This is a genomic window from Autumnicola tepida, assembly GCF_031846485.1.
Classification (GTDB): Bacteria; Bacteroidota; Bacteroidia; order Flavobacteriales; family Flavobacteriaceae; genus Autumnicola; species Autumnicola tepida.
In genome coordinates, this window is the sequence record NZ_JAVRHQ010000029.1 from 25,525 (window position 1) to 44,697 (window position 19,173).

The 19,173-nt window shown below is 35.5% G+C and carries 18 protein-coding genes; all 18 read right to left on the bottom strand.

What is annotated here, in order from left to right:
- Window positions 1-6 precede the first annotated feature (6 nt).
- Window positions 7-1,152 carry a DegT/DnrJ/EryC1/StrS family aminotransferase gene (locus RM553_RS17165; RefSeq protein ID WP_311536191.1) on the bottom strand — a complete coding sequence of 382 codons (1,146 nt, stop codon included), beginning with the start codon at window positions 1,150-1,152 and terminating at the stop codon, window positions 7-9.
- Window positions 1,149-1,799, bottom strand: a complete 651-nt coding sequence (locus RM553_RS17170) for a metallophosphoesterase family protein (protein ID WP_311536192.1) — start codon at window positions 1,797-1,799, stop codon at window positions 1,149-1,151. The genes RM553_RS17165 and RM553_RS17170 overlap by 4 nt, the downstream gene beginning before the upstream one ends.
- The gene (locus tag RM553_RS17175) at window positions 1,796-2,611 is read right to left on the bottom strand and encodes an NAD-dependent epimerase/dehydratase family protein (protein WP_311536193.1); all 816 of its coding nucleotides are present in this window, start codon (window positions 2,609-2,611) and stop codon (window positions 1,796-1,798) included. The genes RM553_RS17170 and RM553_RS17175 overlap by 4 nt, the downstream gene beginning before the upstream one ends.
- Before the next feature lie 61 nt (window positions 2,612-2,672).
- Entirely contained in the window at window positions 2,673-3,575 is a 903-nt protein-coding gene (locus RM553_RS17180) for an NAD-dependent epimerase/dehydratase family protein (RefSeq protein WP_311536194.1), read from the bottom strand.
- A complete protein-coding gene (locus RM553_RS17185; protein WP_311536195.1) occupies window positions 3,572-4,612 on the bottom strand; it encodes an ATP-grasp domain-containing protein in 1,041 nt (346 codons plus the stop codon). The genes RM553_RS17180 and RM553_RS17185 overlap by 4 nt, the downstream gene beginning before the upstream one ends.
- A 12-nt stretch (window positions 4,613-4,624) precedes the next feature.
- Window positions 4,625-5,239 carry a sugar transferase gene (locus tag RM553_RS17190; RefSeq protein ID WP_311536196.1) on the bottom strand — a complete coding sequence of 205 codons (615 nt, stop codon included), beginning with the start codon at window positions 5,237-5,239 and terminating at the stop codon, window positions 4,625-4,627.
- A gap of 42 nt (window positions 5,240-5,281) precedes the next feature.
- Window positions 5,282-6,442: a glycosyltransferase family 4 protein gene (locus RM553_RS17195; RefSeq protein ID WP_311536197.1), complete on the bottom strand. Its 1,161-nt coding sequence runs from the start codon at window positions 6,440-6,442 to the stop codon at window positions 5,282-5,284.
- Entirely contained in the window at window positions 6,435-7,169 is a 735-nt protein-coding gene (locus tag RM553_RS17200) for a glycosyltransferase family 4 protein (protein ID WP_311536198.1), read from the bottom strand. The genes RM553_RS17195 and RM553_RS17200 overlap by 8 nt, the downstream gene beginning before the upstream one ends.
- A 437-nt stretch (window positions 7,170-7,606) precedes the next feature.
- Window positions 7,607-8,341, bottom strand: a complete 735-nt coding sequence (locus tag RM553_RS17205) for a glycosyltransferase family 29 protein (protein ID WP_311536199.1) — start codon at window positions 8,339-8,341, stop codon at window positions 7,607-7,609.
- A complete protein-coding gene (locus RM553_RS17210) occupies window positions 8,338-8,958 on the bottom strand; it encodes an HAD family hydrolase (RefSeq protein WP_311536200.1) in 621 nt (206 codons plus the stop codon). The genes RM553_RS17205 and RM553_RS17210 overlap by 4 nt, the downstream gene beginning before the upstream one ends.
- Window positions 8,939-9,625 carry an acylneuraminate cytidylyltransferase family protein gene (locus RM553_RS17215; RefSeq protein WP_311536201.1) on the bottom strand — a complete coding sequence of 229 codons (687 nt, stop codon included), beginning with the start codon at window positions 9,623-9,625 and terminating at the stop codon, window positions 8,939-8,941. The genes RM553_RS17210 and RM553_RS17215 overlap by 20 nt, the downstream gene beginning before the upstream one ends.
- Window positions 9,626-11,176: a beta/alpha barrel domain-containing protein gene (locus RM553_RS17220; RefSeq protein ID WP_311536202.1), complete on the bottom strand. Its 1,551-nt coding sequence runs from the start codon at window positions 11,174-11,176 to the stop codon at window positions 9,626-9,628.
- A gap of 49 nt (window positions 11,177-11,225) precedes the next feature.
- On the bottom strand, window positions 11,226-12,140 hold the full coding sequence (locus RM553_RS17225) for a glycosyltransferase (protein ID WP_311536203.1): 915 nt from the start codon (window positions 12,138-12,140) through the stop codon (window positions 11,226-11,228).
- A gap of 15 nt (window positions 12,141-12,155) precedes the next feature.
- Window positions 12,156-13,946: an ABC transporter ATP-binding protein gene (locus RM553_RS17230; RefSeq protein ID WP_311536204.1), complete on the bottom strand. Its 1,791-nt coding sequence runs from the start codon at window positions 13,944-13,946 to the stop codon at window positions 12,156-12,158.
- Between the two features lie 205 nt (window positions 13,947-14,151).
- Entirely contained in the window at window positions 14,152-16,053 is a 1,902-nt protein-coding gene (asnB, locus tag RM553_RS17235) for an asparagine synthase (glutamine-hydrolyzing) (protein WP_311536205.1), read from the bottom strand.
- A gap of 67 nt (window positions 16,054-16,120) precedes the next feature.
- Window positions 16,121-17,092 carry a polysaccharide deacetylase family protein gene (locus tag RM553_RS17240; protein ID WP_311536206.1) on the bottom strand — a complete coding sequence of 324 codons (972 nt, stop codon included), beginning with the start codon at window positions 17,090-17,092 and terminating at the stop codon, window positions 16,121-16,123.
- Between the two features lie 10 nt (window positions 17,093-17,102).
- Window positions 17,103-17,930 (bottom strand): glycosyltransferase family 2 protein, encoded by an 828-nt coding sequence (locus RM553_RS17245; RefSeq protein WP_311536207.1) that lies wholly within the window; start codon window positions 17,928-17,930, stop codon window positions 17,103-17,105.
- A 106-nt stretch (window positions 17,931-18,036) separates the two neighbouring features.
- Entirely contained in the window at window positions 18,037-18,753 is a 717-nt protein-coding gene (locus RM553_RS17250) for a hypothetical protein (protein ID WP_311536208.1), read from the bottom strand.
- Window positions 18,754-19,173 lie beyond the last annotated feature (420 nt).

Here is a 19,173-nt window from a genome sequence, read left to right on the forward strand (position 1 = left end):
GGATATCTATTTAAAATACTGTTGGATTGATTTTAAAATTCGCTCTTTGTCTTCTTCAGACAGATTAGATCCGGAAGGGAGACAAAGGCCGTTTTGAAATAGCCTTTCAGCAGTTGTCCCTCCATAATAAGGAGCATCTGAGAATACAGGCTGCATATGCATTGGCTTCCACAAGGGCCGGCTTTCAATATTTTCCTTTTCCATATGCCTTCTTAAACCCTCTGCTGAATAATTAGCAGAATGATCTTTAAAGCTTACTACGGTAAGCCAATGGTTACAAAAGTAGTCATTATCAGGCTCATTATGAACAGTTGCTACTTCAAAATCGTTGAATATTTTTCTGTAAAAGGTATTCATCTCCCTCCTTGCCTGCACCCGTTGGTCCAGTACTTCCATTTGCCCTCTTCCTATACCCGCACAAATATTGCTCATCCTGTAATTATAACCAATTTGGCTATGCTGATAATGCGGCGCCTCGTCTCGGGCCTGGGTCGCCAGGAATACCGCTTTCTTTTTTAAATTTTCGTCTTTGGTGACTAAAGCACCTCCTCCTGAGGTCGTGATGATCTTATTACCGTTAAAAGATAGAATTGAAATTTCTCCCAAAGTCCCACACTTGATGCCTTTATAAGAGCTTCCTAGAGCTTCCGCACTATCTTCGATAACAGGAATTTCATAATGTGCTGCAATTTCATGGATCTCATCTACTTTATAAGGCATTCCATACAAATGCACCGCAATAATGGCCTTAGGTTTTTTTCCTTTCGATATGCGATCTCTGATTGCATCTTTTAAAAATTTCGGCGACAAATTGAGGGTATCCTCTTCGCTATCAACAAAAACAGGAGTGGCGCCAAGATATGCAATAGGATTTGCAGAAGCAGCAAAGGTCATGCTCTGGCACAACACTTCGTCTCCGCCTTTCACCCCCAATAAGATTAGAGCCAGATGTAGCGCAGTGGTACCGGAACTTAAAGCAGCAACTTCTATATTCTCTTTTCCATCCTGTCTTAAATATTTGGAAATATCCTCTTCCAATCCACTAACATTTGGACCAAGTGGTGCTATCCAGTTTTCCTTAAATGCTTCGTGTATATATTTTTGCTCATTTCCTCCCATATGCGGGGAAGAAAGCCATATTTTAGGTTTCATATTGTTGTAGGTTTATTTCTGTAATAATTTATGCAAATTTGAGGATATTCATCTTGCAGCATTCGGCTGATTACTTTTTCAATGTCATATTCAATAGATTTAAGCTCTACCAGTCCTTTTTCTTCATCTAAAAGCACATACTCTGCCACGTTTAATAATCTGCGATTCTGACCTAAACTTCCGGTATTTACCAAGCGGTGGTCTCTAAAAGATCTGTCAAACTGATAATGGGAATGTCCTATAATATAATTTTTATCCAGGTGAAGATCTTTTAAATCTGAATCAGGAAAAATGTACTTATTCTGTATAGTGTGCCTAATAGTAAAATTTTTTAGTTCTAGCTGATTTTTGTAAGTTGAGATTTCTTTAAATTCTTCAAAAGAAGGATAACAAAAATCAAAAAAAGCTTTAGCCACCTCACTTGTTCCATGGTAACTGCCATTAAGGTAATTCTCCTCATGATTTCCCTTAAGTGTAACTATGGAGGGCAGATCCTTAATAAATGCTACACATTCATTGCTCCAGGGCCCATAATTTACAACATCTCCATGGCAAACCGCTAGATCATAATTTCCTTTTTCTGTTTCAAAAAGCTTTTCTAATGCCGGAAGATTTCCATGCACATCACCAAAAATGAGATATTTCATGAAAGCATTTCTTTTAACCCTTCTTCAAGTGATTCCTGTGGTTCCCAGTTCAATTCGTTTTTAGTCCAGGATGAATCATAATATAAAGAAGAGGCATGTTCTTCCTTGTCTAAAAGATCAATTTCACATCCGGTATTTTTACGAATCAAATCTGCAATTTCCTTATTTGTCACAGAATTGCCGGTAGCTCCTAAAAAAACTGTACTCTTTCTATTCTGCATTGCTTTAATACACAATTTTGCAGCATCATTGACATGTAAATAATCCTGGCTCCGGAGCCCCTGTCCAAATAGCTTAATTGTTCCTCCTTCAGCCTGTTTAATGATATTAGGTAGAAACGAGCTATTATCTAAATTCGGTCCATATAAATAAACAGGCCTAACCACTGCATGGTTTTTAATGCCAGATGCAATAAATTCACCTGAAATATTTGCTAAACCATAAGAATTGGGATTATCATAAGGAGAATTTTCTTTCCTAATTCCTGCGGTTTGACCATAAACATTTGCACTTGAAATGTAAATAAACCTACAATGAGGATATAATTTTGTTATGCTATATAGCACTTTACAATTAAGATGGTTGTTCTGTTCAGACGTAAATTCAAAATTACCAGCAGCAAATATGATATTATCCAGAGTATAATTACCCGAAAGAAAATCAACTACTGAAATTTTAATACAACCGTCCTTTAAATTATCTTGATTATGATTGTAAACAGCTAAAACCTCATAATCTTCTTCAAGTAAATTATTTACTATGTATGAACCTAAAAATCCATTCGCCCCAATGACCGCAGTTCTGTTTTTCATATAAGATTATTAATAAATACTTTTGGAGTCATAAGAATACCAACTTTAAATTTAAAATTCTTCAGACCCATTGGCATTGCCCAATTACTGATTTTAACCCCTCCTCCAAAGGAATAAAATTATTATACTTATCTCCTATCAATCCTTTTAATTTTTCAACACTAATATTAGCAGTTGAGGCCGGCACATTGGTTGAATGATTAATAATTTTTGACTCTGATCCTGTTAATTCCTTCAGCAGAAAGGCTAAATTTAAGATCGATATCTGTTTCCCGCTGGCGAGATTCAAAATTTTAAGTTCAAAATTAGTATCACTTAAAGCATATAGAGACCTACTAACATCTTCAACATGAATAAGGTCTACTGTATTCTTATTTCCATCTGTCAAAATTATGTCCTCATTATTTTCTAGTTTTTGTAATAAATTAAAGATTAGCCCTTCCGGAAGCATTTCTTCACCATATACAGCAGAAATACGTGCATGCAGAAGTTTGGTTTGGCTGTTAACTACGCATTCACTCATAATTTGTTCCTGGCAAAGCTTTGACATACAGTAACCCACATGAGGGCCATCTGGTATACCAAAATAAGTCTCAGATAAAAAATCTGGCCAGGGTTTTTTAACAACTACTAAAGTAGAACAATTAATAATTTTAGAAATTTTATTTCTAACCGCCCAATTAGCTATATTAACTGCTCCCACAACATTTGTCTCGAATAAGTCTCTTAAGAAGAAAGGGTCTTGAGAAGTTCTACCATTAACAGGAATTTGGGATGCACAGTTAATAATTACATCTGGATAAAAATCTAATTTATTAAATTCCTCCTCTTCACGAATATCAAGGGCAATAGATTCATCATTCCCTGATCGGGAAACAGTTTTCACTTCATCACCCTGGGTTACTATATATTCTGCTAATTTTTTTCCTACCAGACCTGTGCCACCAAATATTAAATATTTCATTCTTCATTTTTTTTAAAAGGAAAGTATTTTGAATTATAAGAACTGGTAACGCCTTTTTCCTGAAAATCATCAAGAGTTTCATTGCCTACAAAAATATCTGAAAAGGTACGTAACACAGTTCCATTCTTTAATTTTGGTTGTGTTATGGGTTTCTTTTCCAAATAATACTCAATTAGTGCTTCCACTTCATTAAACCCAAACATTAGTCTTAAGGGAGTAGTTCCACTAAACCTGCAATTCACTTCAAAAACTACTGGTTTACCGTCTTTAATTCTATACTGGAAATTTGCCGGCCCTTCTACCCCCAGCTTTTCTGCTATTTCAGCTATAGTTTCATCATAAGGAGAATTACCATTACGGTAGGCTCGCCAGGTATTGCCATCTCTTAAATCCCTTATTAATGAAACGATAGCCTTACATTTGCCATCCACAACAACGCAACCAGTTGTAAACTCACCTGTTTCCTCACTTAGCATTTCCTGTACTACTAAATTATTTGAGTAACTACAAACTGCCTTCAAATCCTCATCGTTATTTATAAGCTTCAGTCCTTTAGACCTGGCTCCATCTACAGGTTTTGCAATAAAGGGATAGCTTGCCTTTTCTTTTAAATTTGTTATAGATTCTGGATTGGTAGTAAGCGCAGAGAGAGGAAACGGAAAATTGTTCTTTCTTAAAAATTCAGCCGTAAGCCATTTATCGTTTGCTATTTTAATAGCATCAGGATTAGAAACAACAACTATGAGGTTGTATTTTTCTTCCAGGTATATCTTGTTTTCGGCAAATAATGGCAATTCTACATCAGTTCCAATAAAAATAATATCTATATCTTCAATAGAGATGATTTCTTCTATACGTTCTAAGTAGATAGAATTAGTCGCAAAAGGAATACAGTAAGATTTATGTGCTAAAGCATGTCCTGTAGAACGCACATCTGGATCTGCAGAGATGATATTGTAGGATTTAGCTGAAAAATTAAGGCATCTTAAAATTCCCTGGCCCAATAAAGCACCTGCTCCAGTAACTAAAATATTCATTGGTATCTGTATTTACTTATTATTAAATTCATCTGAAAATTTGGGCATTGAAATATGATTTTTTGCAGAGACATCTGCTGAGCTTAATACCTTCTTAACGGTGAGGTAAAAAATTTGAACATCAAGCTTTAGTGAGACATGATCCACATACCAAACATCATATCTGAATTTCTGATCCCAGGTAATGGTATTTCTTCCATTTACCTGCGCCCAGCCGGTTATACCCGGTTTTACTTCATGTCTCCTCTGCTGAAAAGCATTGTAAAGAGGCAAATACTCCGGGAGCAAAGGCCTTGGGCCAATTAAACTCATATTTCCCATCAGGACATTCCAAAGCTGGGGAATTTCATCTATAGAAGTTTTACGAACAATTCTTCCAGTTTTAGTTAAACGCTCAGGATCCGGAAGAAGCTCACCATTCTCATCCCGCTTATTATTCATCGTCCGGAACTTAACTATTTTAAAGATTTCCCCATCTTTACCTGGCCTTTCCTGAAAAAAAAGGGGCTTCCCTTCATTCGCCAAAGCTAATAATATATATACAATAGCTAATAACGGACTTAGAACTAACAATGCCGCTAAAGCAATAAAAAAATCTATTAAAGGCTTAAAAAATTTACTATACATTCCTATTATTGTTAAGGCCGCTTAAAAGGATAATTTAAATCCCTACCTGATAATTTCTTTTTTCTGAATTTGATACTCCTTAAGCAATATCTTCCAAAAATCCTCTCTGCCGTAATTAAGATCAATAATTTTTCGGGCGTTTCCCTTCATTCCTATCACAAGTTTTTTGTTATTGTACAGCTCTTTCATCGCTTCCAAAAGAGCATTTTTATTTTTAACTTCTATAATTAACCCATTTTTATTTTGCTTTATTATTTCATTGCATCCATTAATATTGCTAACTATAGCGGGCAAACCCATAGCACCGGCCTGCATTACAACATTAGGAAAACCTTCCCGGTAACTTGGAAAGGTCAGAATATCTGAAATTGCAAAATATGGCCTTACATCATTTTGAAATCCGGTAGTATAAATTTTGGAATGCTCTTCTATTTGAGCAATTGTTGTTTCTGATAACGGGTCTAATTCCTCCTCGTAATCTCCCACCAATAACAAAGAGACTGCGTCATATTCTTGATTGAGTTCAACAAAAGCTTTTACCAGCTCATTAATCCCTTTTTCTGAAACCAGCCGGCCTACAAAAATACATACCATATCTGCTGCTGGTATACCCAGTTCTGCCCTAAGGTGCCTTTTAAATTTATCTGAATATTTAGCAGGGTTAAAGTAAGCTGTATCAATACCGTTTGAACTACCTCTGCCGAGCACCTTTAGCTTCTCCGGCCTGCAAAATTTCTCTTTTAGAATAATTTCTTTCAAACCGGTAGAATTTGGATAAACCATTGTAGCAAAGGAATAAGTAAGCCTCTCAACCTTATTCAGAATTTTTCTTTTACTGCCCCGGGTTTCTAATAATGGCAAACCAGCAACTGTATGAAACCTTAAGGGAACCCCTGCCACCTTTGCCGCCATCATCCCAATAATCCCTGCTTTTGGGGTATGAGTATGCACTATTAGTGGTTTTTCCTTTTTTAAAAAAAAGTACAATTTAAACAGTGCTTTTAAATCTTTTATGGGTGTAATTTCGCGGGTCATCTCTACGCAATAAGTAGGAATTCCTGTAGCTTTACCGTATTCTTCCAGCTTACCTTTTTCTGCGGAAACAGCTATAACTTCAAAATAATTACTCATAAAATTAAGCTGTCCCTCAAGCAATTTTTCAAGGGAAACAGGAACAGTGGCAATACGTATTAGTTTATCCAACTGGCAAAATGTTTTGTTTTTTAATTATCTGTCCTACAATTCCCCGGCTATAATTTTCCCATGTATAGGTATTTTCTAATAGCGATTTTAGCCTCTCATTTGCTGAAAGCCGATTTCTGAGAGCTCCGTTTGTAACTAAAAGCTTTAACTTTTTGTATAAATCTACTCTTGAAGATTTAACAGTTAAAAGATCTTTTTCCACATCAAAATTCTCTCTTATGGAAGATATATCAGGAGCTATAACTGGTAAACCGGCTGCAAGATATTCATAAATTTTGAGCGGATTCATATATTCACTGGCATAATGGTGTACAGCAATATCAAAACAGTTCAGATGTTCATTTATTTGCTCATGTGCTACCCACCCCTTTAAAATCACGTCCTTTTCTATTCCTAATTCAGCTACTTCTGTGACCAGATCTGATAATGCCGGACCATCTCCAAGTATTACCAATTGCGCTTCCAAATTCTCCTTCAATAAATCAGCAAAAGCTTCTATAAGCAATGGCATCTTTTTGTGGTAATCTATAGTTCCAACATAACCAATAATCATTTTACCTACATCATATCCCAACTTCATTCTTAACCGGTCTTTCTCAAAAATAGGATAAAACTTATCGGTACTGGTTCCATTAGGAATAACTACATCGCGATTGAGGTTTAGATTTTTTCCCATAATACTACTTCTGGACGCATCAGAAATAAAAAAATTTAAATCACTTGGCATGTAGGCCATTCTTTGTTTTCTCTGAAAAAAACTTTTAAAAGCAATATTCCGAAAAGGCTCATCAAACGGTGATCCGTTTATTTGTGTAGCTATTAGAAGCTTTGGAAACTTTTTTTTTATTCTCTTCAGCTGAAGAAAGTTGGAATCTATTTGAAAAAGAACAACATCCGGTTGAAAATTCTTAATTTTTGATTCTAATCCTTTCAGATAAAAATTGTTCCGACGATAAAAAAGAACAATTTGAACAAGAGGTATTCTTTTTAACCATTTTCTTACAAGTTGTCGTCTTGAATTAAAGGAAATGGTAGATTTTGGACTTTCAGGATAAATAGCTTTTTCTTTAATAATATCTATATCATCCAGATGATGATAAAATTCTTTTGCCTGTATACTCCCTCCATGGCTGGCGTAAAAAGAAGTACTGTAGTATAAAAACTTCATATTCTTTCTCCTTCCATAATTTTTTGCAGTCGGCTGTCAAGAATAAGCTTTTTGCACTTCGTCATTTGAAGGTCATGCTTAAAAGATTTCAATTCAAGATCTGGATTATGAATACCCTGACGATTAATATGCTTCTTATTAGCCTGCATTTCTTCCAAATCGGGCCGATAATTTTTTGCATATGGGGTTTTGAAAAAGGTAAATCCTGTTATGAAAATTTCTTTACATTCAGCCTGCAATATCGATCCTAATGCAGCATATCCTACCGTAGGGATAAAATTCTTTAGCTTTTTTTGAAAAAAATTATAATTTTCCCTCTTCAACATATACGTTTTCTCCCCTGAAAGATGTCTTTTATAATAATTTAAGTGTGCAAGCATGCCTGCTCTTGTAGGATTGGGATTTATTACTTTTTGGATCCCCATCCTTCTGAACATTTCCCAGTTTATCTTTCCGCCACCGCTAAATTCATTCTCAAAGAAACTATGGTACAAGATTGTAAACTTGGAACCCAAATACTCATTTTGTTCTTTCTTCCAGGTATGTGGACTTTTATTAATCCTCACCACTACATCATGACTATCAATATAACTTCCATTTTTTTCTTTGAAAACGGAATCTGCAGCACCAACTATGGCCACTCTTTTCCCTTTTAATTCTTCTTCAGGATAAAAGGTTTTTAAAGAGCTCAACATAAGATAAAGCGCATGAAGATTACGCTGCAACTTCATTGGAAAGTATTGATATAGGCGTTTTTCTCCTTTAACTCTTTATTGTTATATCCATAAAAGCTTATATCATTTTGCTCGGCTGCTTCCTTGTCGTTAACCGAATCCCCGATCAGGCAGGCTTTTTCCTTATTATACTTATATTCTTTCAGCAAATTTTTCACCAGTTCAATTTTAGGAGTGGGCGAGCCTTCTACGGAAATAAAATAAGAAGAAATGCCCAACTGTTCACATAAAAACCGCAATTCTTCTTCATCTGAACCAGATACGATATGCATCTTAAAATCGTCCTTATAATTCTTAATAAAATCTATCACTTCAGGTATAAGAATGCTTTTATGTATAAGGCTTGTTCTCATTATGTCAGAAAAAGCAGCTGATAACTCAGCTACCTCTTGCTGAACTGCATGTTCCTTTCGGATTTTTTCAAAAAAATACCTGTACTTCACATACCGCGACAATCCGCCATTTTTTTGATGGTAAGCAATCAACCGGTCTACTTCTTCTTCGGGAAAATCTTTCAAAGTTTCCCGAAAACCTTTTTCCCTTACAGCCATAGAGTCTACAATAACTCCATCAAAATCCCAAAGTATTACTTCTTTACCTATAAATTCTTTCATAAACAGCTTCAGCTATAAGAAAATCCTCTTCATAATCTACATCAATTGATTTTACCTTATCATGTTCCAGCAGGTAAGGGTTCTCCCCTGATCGTTTACCTGATCTGAAATTCTCTACAGAGGTAATAAACACCGCATTATCTACCTCAAACCAATCTGCCAAATCCTGTGTTCGGGGCCACTCCAGCTTCCCGGGGTTATTAACAATTCTTCCTGTTTTCTTATCAATAAGAAAATCCCGGTATTTAGTGCCCGAAATTAAAGAATCATATTCTAGTTTCAGGATTTTGGCGTATTTTTTAACAGCATTTTCATAATTGGCAGCAGTAAAAAGCGGCGAAGTAACATGCGTCCACAAAATATCTTTTGAATTCGACAATTCTCCGGCATGCTTTATAAGATCCTGTAAATTGGTTTCTGCCCTGCCTAAATCCTCTGGCCGCTGCTCCAGCCGAAGGTTGGGAATATGATTTTTAAAACGCTCTCCAATTTTCCAGCAATCTTCATCATTTGTAGATAAAATAATCTCCTCTATTCCTTCTACTTCTTTTAATTGTAAAAGCTTTAACTCCAGGAGCCCGCCTTCAAAAACAGAGAACTTTCTCGTATTTTTATTCTTTACACGTTCGCTTCCTTTGCGTACCGGTAGAAATATTGAAATTGCCATTTATACTAAAGAATAAACTGATTTAGAACTCATCTTGTACATGGTTGGCGTTAGTGAAGAAAGTATTAATCCACCGCTTTTTGCCTCTTCAAAAATTTCCTGGTTTTCTTCAAAAAGCTCAAGCTGCTCTTTAGAAACCTGCCCGGTGTAGCCATCATAGCCTGTTAGCAATATTTGCTGAACGCCCACTAAAGTTGCTATATCCATAGCCATTGCTGTAGTAGATAAATTATATTTTTCCTGATAACACCCCTTTTTTAATGTTTCCAAAGCATTTTTAAACCTGGATGAAAACCTTCCTGGAACTACAACTCCTGCCTCCGGAGAAATGAGAAAATATCGTCTATCCCTGTCAGCAGAAGGAAGTTTTTTCTCAAGCCTTGTAATTTCTTTTCCTGTTAAGCAATGAAACTGGTCATTAGGCAAATTAAGGAATGTTTCTACGTTTTTTGAACTGGAATGGATAACACAAATTTCAGGATATTGCTTAAGATATTCCCTAATTGCACCTGAAAATTTTTTAGGAGTATTTCCACCTCCAACCAGCATTGCCTTTGGATACTTCTTATCCTGCTGGAAAAATGGGATTTCAGTTTCTTCTACAAAATCGCCTGCTTCAGAAAGTTCTCTTACAATAGTATTCAGGGAATAAAATCTTTTTTTAACGCGGCCCATCACCGTATTTTGAGGTAAGGAAAAAGCGCCGGAAAGCATATAAGGCAAATTAGTTCCCCATTTGTAATCATCCTTCAGCTTTGAAAATTTTTCCACAAGATCATTAAGAATATCAAAATCTACAGGAACTTCATACTTTTTGTACAAAAGGCTTAAAAGTAGTTCCATTTTAAGATTTCCGGCACCCCGGCCCATTCCACAAACTGTGGCATCTATAATTTTCGACCCGCACTCTATTGCTGTAAGCGAATTAACAAGCGCCATTTCTATATTATTATGTCCGTGAAATCCTAAGTCTACTGATAGTGCTTCCTTTAGTTTGCTGAAGGTTTTCCTAATTTCAGAAGGAAGCATCCCTCCATAAGAATCTACCACGTAAAAATAATCCAGTATGCCATCCAGGATTTTAAGATCTTCTGAAGAATAAAGCTCCTCATCCCATTTGCTGGCATACATAAGGTTAAGGGATACCATAAATCCCATTTTCTTAACTGCATCAGCAATTTTAACAGCATGACTCAAGCGTTCCGGGGCCACAGCAAGCCTTACCATTTCTATGATCCCCACGCATGGCGCAAGTATTTCTTCTACTTCCTCAGCTAAAAATTCCTTTTCATTTAGAATTACGGCCAATTTCTTTGAACTTAATTTTTGACAATTTTTAAGAACATGTTCCGGCAGGTAATAAAATGCACCCTGATACTTTTGCTTTGGTTTAGACCTGTACCCAATTTCAATATACTTAACAGGAAGCTTATTCATGGTTTCAAAATACTGCTTAACCAGTTTTTCATCAAAGTCCCAATGCGTATAATAGCCTCCATCACGCAAAGTGCAATCGAGAAGCTGAATGCTTTTATGATCCAATTTCAGCATATAAAATAATTTATATAAAGGTAAGTATTTTAACAGAGCTACAGAACGTCTATAGCTCTACCTGTTTCCCGAATTTTCCAGAAAAAAAATGGATTACTGCCGAAAACTGAGCTTTAGCCATAGCTTTGCCGTAATTCCATCCAAACCTGAAACTTAATAATGATTTGCCCAAACATTTTAAAAGAAGGATGGCAAAAGCCGGGAACATTTTATTTTTATAGAAAATATCCAAGAGGTTCCTGCTACTGTAATAATCCCTCTTTATAGCTTCTTTTTTACCAAAACCGGAATCCTTCCACCGGTAGTTTTCTTCAAAATGGCTGTCCCTTCTTCTTATCTTCAGCCAGGTTTGAGAATCAACAAATAAATTAAAACCCGCTTTTTTTACTTTAAGGCAGAAATCCATTTCTTCAAAACCAAAAAACAGTTTCTCATCAGGTAAACAACCTGCAGCAATAACACGGGAATTTACAATCATGGTATGCCCCCCGGGAATAACATCTACTTCAGCAAATTTCTTTTCAAGAAGCTTTTTATTGGACAGGGACCTAAGCCTACCGGTAAGTTTGTTTAAATCACCGCCCTTTCCGCCAAGAATCCCAGGATTCTCCTTTGCAGCTTCAAAGTCCTGTAAAGCTTCAAACATTTCCTGAAAAACATTAAGATCCCGGGGCGGGTTATTATCATCTCCCCAATAAATCCAGTCATAGCCCAAATTTGTCAATTTTTCCAAGCCAATATTAGCTCCCCCGGCGGGGCCACTATTATAACCTACTCTATAATATTCAAAGGAGTCTGAAATATACTCTTGAAGCGCTTTTTCTGTATAATTACTAAGGCTGTTATCTATAATCAGGAGATATGCAGGTGGAAAGGTTTGATTTTTTATGGCTGAAATTGTCTTCAGCAGGATTTCAGTACGCTCATAGGTAATTATAAAAGCAGCAAATCCTGAATTTTTCATTAGAAGGAATATTTTTTACAAATTTTGAAGCTCGACCATTTCTTTAAAAATAGAAGATTTTTCATATAATTCTTCAAATTTTCCAGTAGAAACAATCTGCCCTTCCTGCATAAGAATAATCCTGTCAGCATTTTTTACTGTAGATAACCTGTGAGCAATAATTATAATAGTACACTGCCCGTGAAGTTGTTGAATATTTTGTTGGACCGCGGCTTCAGTTTCCCCATCTAAAGCAGAGGTGGCTTCATCCATAAAAAGAATATCCACTTCTTTAAAGAGTTCCCTGGCAATGGCCAGCCTTTGTTTTTGCCCACCACTAATATTTATTCCATTAGCGCCTAAAACAGCATCTTCTTTAGCAGGTAATCCCATAATAAAGTCTGCAATCGCAGCCTGTTTTACTGCTTTTAAAAATCTGCGGAAATTTTCTTCTGTTTTAGGAGCCCAAAAAGTAACATTATTGTAGATACTGTCATTAAATACAGCAGCATCCTGAACAATATAACCAATCCTCTTTTTAAAACTATTAAGGTCAAGATCTTTAATATTATAATCGTCTATTTTATAGGAACCGTCTCCCGGCTTTATAAGTCCGCACAGAATATTTAATAAAGTAGATTTTCCAGCCCCGCTTTCTCCTACTATGGCTACTGTTTCGTTTTTAGCGATTTTTAAATTGATATTTGTAAAAATAGGGATCTTGACATCAAAACCGAAGGTCATATTATTTAATTCCAATCCTTGTCTTAAACCTGAAAAATGAATGCTACCATTATCTTCCTGTCCTTTTTCCAGCTCAGCTGTAAAAAGGGCCATGTTATCTAAAGATCCTGAAACGGTTAGAAAAGAGTTCCACTGCTCCTGGGTGCCTATAAAAAAAGTGATTGCCCTGTAAAGCAACAATAAGCTAAGCAAAATTGTTCCCAGTGTTTCTTCAAATACATAAATATTGATAAAGATGGCCAGGAAAATAACAAAAATAACGAGAGGCTCCCTCAAACCTGCAATTATGGAGTCTATAACCCCTTGCCGCTTCTGGACAGCTTCTACTTCAATAATATTCTCCTTTAACTTACCGGCATAAGTATCATTTAAACCCGTGGCTTTAAGGTATTGAAACAGATGAACTTTTTGAATAAGTAAATTTTGAAACCGGTGTGCTTTTTGGGTATAACGCCGGGAATAATATTTTGTTCGTTTATAAAAAAACCGAAAGAGAATATTTAAAAAGAAAGATCCAAACAGCACCAGAAAAGTAAATTTCCAATCAGAACTTAGAGCCAGGCTTACATAAACAAATACCAAGGCTCCGGTTTGGATAGATTTTAAATAATGTTTGTAGGCTACATTCACTCTCTGTACCTCTGCGCTGAATGTATTTTGAATACGACCTGTATCTGCTTTCAGGAATTGCTCAAAATTAAACTTGCTAAACAGGTTAATGTTGGAAATCCTGATTTTGCGCATAAAATATTGCTGATAAATTATCCTTACGTAGGTTTCGAAAAACTTGGCAATCCCCTTAAGGCTGAAAAACAGAAAAATCAGGAAAAAGATGTTTAGAAGTGTAGGCTGAATTTGCAGAATATCCAGGAAGAAATTAGTCACTACATCACTTTCCCCAGCAGTATTCCCTAAAGCATCTGCTCCTCCCCCTGTTGAAATTAACTGAAACAATGGAATAAAAAAAGCTATTCCAATACCATCTAATACCCCCACCATTAAGCTTAAAGCAATGGCAATAAAAATCCGATAATTCAGGTACTTATAAAAAAAACTGAAATATTTAAAAAAATAATTAATCAACGGATTATCTTTCATGCTATTCTAAAGGTGTCCTTCTCCAAATGTACTAATATAGTATTAAAAGAAACCTTGTCCTTCGCTGCATCTGGATTTAAGCGCTGGTAAAACTAAATAGTGGAAGTTAACATACTGTGCATTTTATCACTTCTTCAAAATTTAAAGAATAGGAAAGAATATCGAATTTAATTACAAAGCCTTTATCATGCTATATAGCCAGGTAAGTTTCCTTATACCATTTCTGAAAGCAATAAAAAGTCCACACCCTAAAGGTATTATCTTCCTTTCCCGAAAGATGCTTTTCCACAATTTCTCGAATATTATCAGGATTAAAAATATTTTGAGATTTCAGAAAACCTGGTTCTATATAAGATTTTAATTCTAAAGACAGGTGGCCTCTAAGCCAATCCCCAACCGGCACTCCAAATCCCTTCTTTGATTTGTCCAGGAAACCATCAGGGAAATGCTGTTTAAAAGCTTCTTTTAAAAGATACTTCTTATTCCAGCCCTTCATAAGGTAATCTTCCGGTAATTGCGCGGTAAACTCCCATAGTTTTTTATTCAAAAAGGGTGCTCTGCTTTCAAGAGAAGTAAGCATACTGGTACGATCTACCTTCACCAGCATATCCCCTTCCAGGCTCATTATTTTATCAATATTCCGAAAATGTGTAAGACTACGGTTACTATTACCTATCAGGTTTTTATGGTGTCCAAACGTATTTTTATTTCTCCAGGGCTTTTTTAGCAAAGTTTCAACTTCTTCTGCCTGGAATGCAAGGGAAACGATGTTATAATAAAAATCTCCTTCATAATTAATGGCATTCAGGAGCCTTTTAGCTTTAAACCTTCTTCCTCTTTTATCATCTTTGGTGGATAAAAAAGGAAAGGATGTTTTTTTAATAAAACCATGTACCGCTTCTGGTACCATTGAGGTGTACTTCGTATTTAGTTTACCCATGTAATACTTATTGTAACCTCCAAACACTTCATCTCCCCCATCTCCTGTAAGTGCCACTTTTACAAATTGCCTGGTTTTATGCGCAACTAAATAGGTGGGTAAAGAAGAAGAATCTGCAAATGGCTCATCAAAGTTCAGGAGAATATTGCTAATATTATCTTTAAGATCATCTACGGAAATTATAAATTCATGATGGTTACTATTAATAAGATCTGCCACAACCCGGGATTTGTCTGTTTCATCAAAAGATTTTTTTTCAAAACCCACAGAGAAAGTATCGATTTTATTTTCTTTTTGGCTGGCGAGTACCAGCGAGACAATAGAAGAATCTACTCCTCCGGATAGAAAAGTTCCCAGGGGGACATCTGCTACAGACCTGCTCTCAACACTTTCACTCACCAGATGATGAGTTTGCTTTTTTGCATCCTCAAAACTGATGTTAGGATCTATTTTAGTTTCAAGATCATTTTTAATTTCTAAAACCTTTGTAGATGAATTTGAGCAATCCAACTCCAGATAATGATTTGGCGGAAGTTTACTAATACCTTCATAGATGCTAAAGGGTGCAGGAATATAGGTGAGTTGCAAGAATAGATTAAGGCCTTCTTTAGAAATTTCCGGCTTATTATTAGTAACAGCCATAATGGATTTCAATTCTGAAGCCCAGAAAATTTCATTCTCAAAATTTGCGTAATAAAGTGGCTTTTCCCCGAAAAAATCCCTTGTAATAAAAAGTTTGTTTTGATTTTCGTCAAAAATACTGAAGGCGAACATCCCGTCCAGCATCTCAAAAGAAGCAGTGCCGTAAATTTCATAAAGCCGCAATATTACTTCTGTATCTGAAGTAGTGAGGAAACTCACATCCTTTTTTTCCAAGTCGCTCTTTAATTGACGATAATTATATATTTCGCCATTAAAAACAATGGCTATTTTACCATCTTTAGAAAACATAGGCTGTTTTCCCGTGCTAAGATCAATAATAGATAACCTACGCATGGCCATTCCAAGACTAAGCTTGTTGGTTGATTTCACATAAAAGCCATCTTCATCGGGGCCACGATGAAAAATTTTACCATTCATTTTAGAAAGAATGCCGGAGATCTTTTCTTCAGACGCTGATTTCTTGAAAAATACCCCATTAATTCCGCACATAGTAGATAGATTTAAAGCCTGTAAAGATAATCATCTTTTAAGAGGACACTTCTTCCTTAAAAGAAATTTAAGAGTACATAGTACCCAGCTCCTGCATATTTAATGACTGAAAATTATATTTATGCTGCATTTCCTTAAAATAAACAAGGATTTTCCTTAGGTCCTTCAGGCTTTCTTCTGGTTGATCCCCAAAATTATGAGGATGCCACCAGAGGTGATAAATCTCCTTATTCCTGGCCGTCCATTCAATTTCATTCCTTATCCTGTTTATTTTTCTATTACGCAAAACCCCATTTCCTTCTACAGGCCTTAAAAACCGACTTGCCTTCTGCTCTAAAGGCAAATTTTTTTTTGGAGAAAGTTGAGAAGCTGCATAGGATTTTTTTCCAAAATTCAAATAGGCATCACCCGTTCTTGCTATTTTATTTGAAAGGGAATTAGAAGTAGGATCCTTCCAGTACCACGAGATAGGATTGGACCTGATATTTTTTATTCCATGTGCAGCACAAATTTTAAGATAACCTGCGGACAATTGATTCCGGGGAAATACCAGAGATTTTAGATTGATGTTTAATCCCTTGGCTAAATATACCGCCATTGCCAAATCATTATCAAAGTTTTGTGGGGTCTGCCCTTCTTCCAGGCAATAGTAATGAGAGTAAGTATGTGTGGCAAGTTCCTGCCCCTGCGTTTTTGAGATTATTTGAATAAGTTCAGGTGCAAAGCAAAATTCCTCAGTAGATTTTGATTTAATAGACTGCCCGAAATTATATGCGGAAAGTGCTTTATTTTTATATTTCGGGATTGTGTCAGGAATATTTTCTTCCCATTCTTCCCAGTTTTTATTAAAGAGCATCCCTACTGTTGCCCAGGTGGCATGAACCTGATATTCCTCGAATAATTTGAGAATTTCAGGAATAACCGCTCTTGTTTGCTTGAAGTATTTCTTCTTAGAAGTGTAATCTACAACATCAAATATACCCCATAAAAGTTCGAAGTCCAAAGAGATAAGAAGATAACCTGATTTAGAATTATTCATAAAAAGAGTTTTATTTCTGCTTTACAACCACCTTTTGGGTTACCGGATCTATTGTTTTACCCAACTTTTTAGTTACCCCATCCATTGTACCCTTTATAAATAATTTGAATTTAGGTCCTTTATCAGTTTCTTTGATAATTATAGCTCCAAGAAGAAACGTCCAGCTTCTTAAAAGTTTATAATACCTTCTGGCGGTAGGTTTTCTCACGTATAAGCGCATATATAACATGTTTCTAACCTCATAGTAATACCTCCAGGGTTTCCTGTAATTTGTCTCTCTTTTGGTAAAGTGGACTCCTTTTGCTGGTTGAATCCATTTTGCTTTAAATTTATATTTCTCCCGTATCCTGTAGAGCAAGTATTCTGAATCCTCAGACCAAAAAAAGAATTCCTTCATTGGATAGCCTACTGTATCTATAATATGCATAGGAACTAATACGCCCCACCAACCCGGTTGTTTCCTAAAAGCTAAATCTTTTTCTCGTGTATAAGGAAATAATATATGATCCTTATCTGCATTTTCAAGAAGTATTTCCAAACAGGAGTCAAACGGGAAAAAATCATCATCCATCATCCAAACGTAATCAACATCTGTTTTCTCTGCGAAATATTTTACACCTTCATAAAACCCGCCGGCCGGACCTGTATTGTCCGGCAGGTAAATTTTTGTGACACCTTCTAAATTATTAAGATACTCTCTGGTATTATCAGTAGAATTATTATCAATTATTAATATTTCTGAGGGCTTTAAAGATTGGGCTAAAACTTTACATACGGTAATTTTTAAAAGGTCTAATCTATTGTAGGTTAAAATAATTACTCCTGTTTTTTTATTCATTTTTGAAATTTTAGCATAATCTGTTTCATGATAATCTCCTTTTAAAGCCAGGCTTCTATACTTCAGGTTCTTTGGACTTATTTTTTTGCGGGACACTTTACAGTACTTAAGAAACTATTTTTAAAGATTCTTTTTTTATTCCTGCCTTTCTCTTTCTATATTTTATAATTTCTGAGTATTTTTTTTCTGCCAGATAGTAGTAAATAACAAAGAAGATGTAATACATAACCATAGACTTCTGTCTTACGATAATACCCAGATTAGACATCACAAAAGTCATGGCAAATGAGGTCATAAAGAAAATAACAAAGCTCATTTTTACTACTGAGGGTGATTTTCTAATAAATTTTATAAAATCCTTCTTTATTATCTTTATAAAAAGTAACAGGTAAATCAAATTTTCTACAGATATAATTAAGCCGAGTGCACTGGGAGCATCAACAAATAAAGGCCGAAACCAAAATGTAAATAGTTTTAACGGCAAAGGATATGAAGCCATATCTACACCAGAGCCTGCTGTGCTTAAATCTTTAGCATTTTTCTCTGATGCTGCCTGGAAATCCTCTATAAGATTATCAGAATTTTGAAGGCCCATTACTCCTAAAATGGTGTCTTTTAAAATAAAAACAGCCCCAATCATCACGCAGAATACGCCTATCTTTTGCCACAATGGTATTTTTTCTTTTCCACTCATATATCCCAAAGCAGCCCCAATTGCTACAAAAAAGAATACATGCGGACGTATTTGAAAAATTATTATGGAAGAGAGAATAGCAAGAAACAAACGGCTTTTAGGTTTAATTATAGCATAGGTAAACATCATTAAACCAAAAAATATAAGGGATCCTTTTCCTAAAGACGCGGTCCAGAAATGCATATTAGGAAAGAACAGAATCAATGTAAGCAAATCTACAGATTTAAATACAGTAATCTTAATTGGTATTTTCTCTCTTATGAACAGGTAGGCATAAAAAAACCCAAGGTATCCAAACCATGCGAAAGTAACCATAACCATATCGTAATTGAATCCAATTACGTGCAATGGATAAGCAATAAAATCTATAAATAAAGTATCGGTTCCAAAAAGGGCTCCCCAACTACCTGTATGGGTACTTATTTCTCTGTAATACCCTTTGGAATCTGAAGGGTTGTTATATGCATACCATGAATAAACACCATAAAAAATTAGATGGTACAGGTATAACATATTCATCTTTTTTTTAGATAAAAATGCATGCCTGTG

Bases quoted from the DNA above. Each gene is read 5' to 3' on its own strand.
- RM553_RS17205 (WP_311536199.1), bottom strand. From the start codon at position 8,341: ATGAAGTTGCAGCGTAATCTTCATGCGCTTTATCTTATGTTGAGCTCT.
- asnB (WP_311536205.1), bottom strand. From the start codon at position 16,053: ATGTGCGGAATTAATGGGGTATTTTTCAAGAAATCAGCGTCTGAAGAA.
- RM553_RS17175 (WP_311536193.1), bottom strand. From the start codon at position 2,611: ATGAAAAACAGAACTGCGGTCATTGGGGCGAATGGATTTTTAGGTTCA.
- RM553_RS17200 (WP_311536198.1), bottom strand. From the start codon at position 7,169: ATGCCAAGTGATTTAAATTTTTTTATTTCTGATGCGTCCAGAAGTAGT.
- RM553_RS17170 (WP_311536192.1), bottom strand. From the start codon at position 1,799: ATGAAATATCTCATTTTTGGTGATGTGCATGGAAATCTTCCGGCATTA.
- RM553_RS17215 (WP_311536201.1), bottom strand. From the start codon at position 9,625: ATGGCAATTTCAATATTTCTACCGGTACGCAAAGGAAGCGAACGTGTA.
- RM553_RS17220 (WP_311536202.1), bottom strand. From the start codon at position 11,176: ATGCTGAAATTGGATCATAAAAGCATTCAGCTTCTCGATTGCACTTTG.
- RM553_RS17185 (WP_311536195.1), bottom strand. From the start codon at position 4,612: ATGAATATTTTAGTTACTGGAGCAGGTGCTTTATTGGGCCAGGGAATT.
- RM553_RS17180 (WP_311536194.1), bottom strand. From the start codon at position 3,575: ATGAAATATTTAATATTTGGTGGCACAGGTCTGGTAGGAAAAAAATTA.
- RM553_RS17225 (WP_311536203.1), bottom strand. From the start codon at position 12,140: ATGAAAAATTCAGGATTTGCTGCTTTTATAATTACCTATGAGCGTACT.
- RM553_RS17245 (WP_311536207.1), bottom strand. From the start codon at position 17,930: ATGAATAAAAAAACAGGAGTAATTATTTTAACCTACAATAGATTAGAC.
- RM553_RS17240 (WP_311536206.1), bottom strand. From the start codon at position 17,092: ATGAATAATTCTAAATCAGGTTATCTTCTTATCTCTTTGGACTTCGAA.
- RM553_RS17190 (WP_311536196.1), bottom strand. From the start codon at position 5,239: ATGTATAGTAAATTTTTTAAGCCTTTAATAGATTTTTTTATTGCTTTA.
- RM553_RS17250 (WP_311536208.1), bottom strand. From the start codon at position 18,753: ATGATGTTTACCTATGCTATAATTAAACCTAAAAGCCGTTTGTTTCTT.
- RM553_RS17165 (WP_311536191.1), bottom strand. From the start codon at position 1,152: ATGAAACCTAAAATATGGCTTTCTTCCCCGCATATGGGAGGAAATGAG.
- RM553_RS17210 (WP_311536200.1), bottom strand. From the start codon at position 8,958: ATGAAAGAATTTATAGGTAAAGAAGTAATACTTTGGGATTTTGATGGA.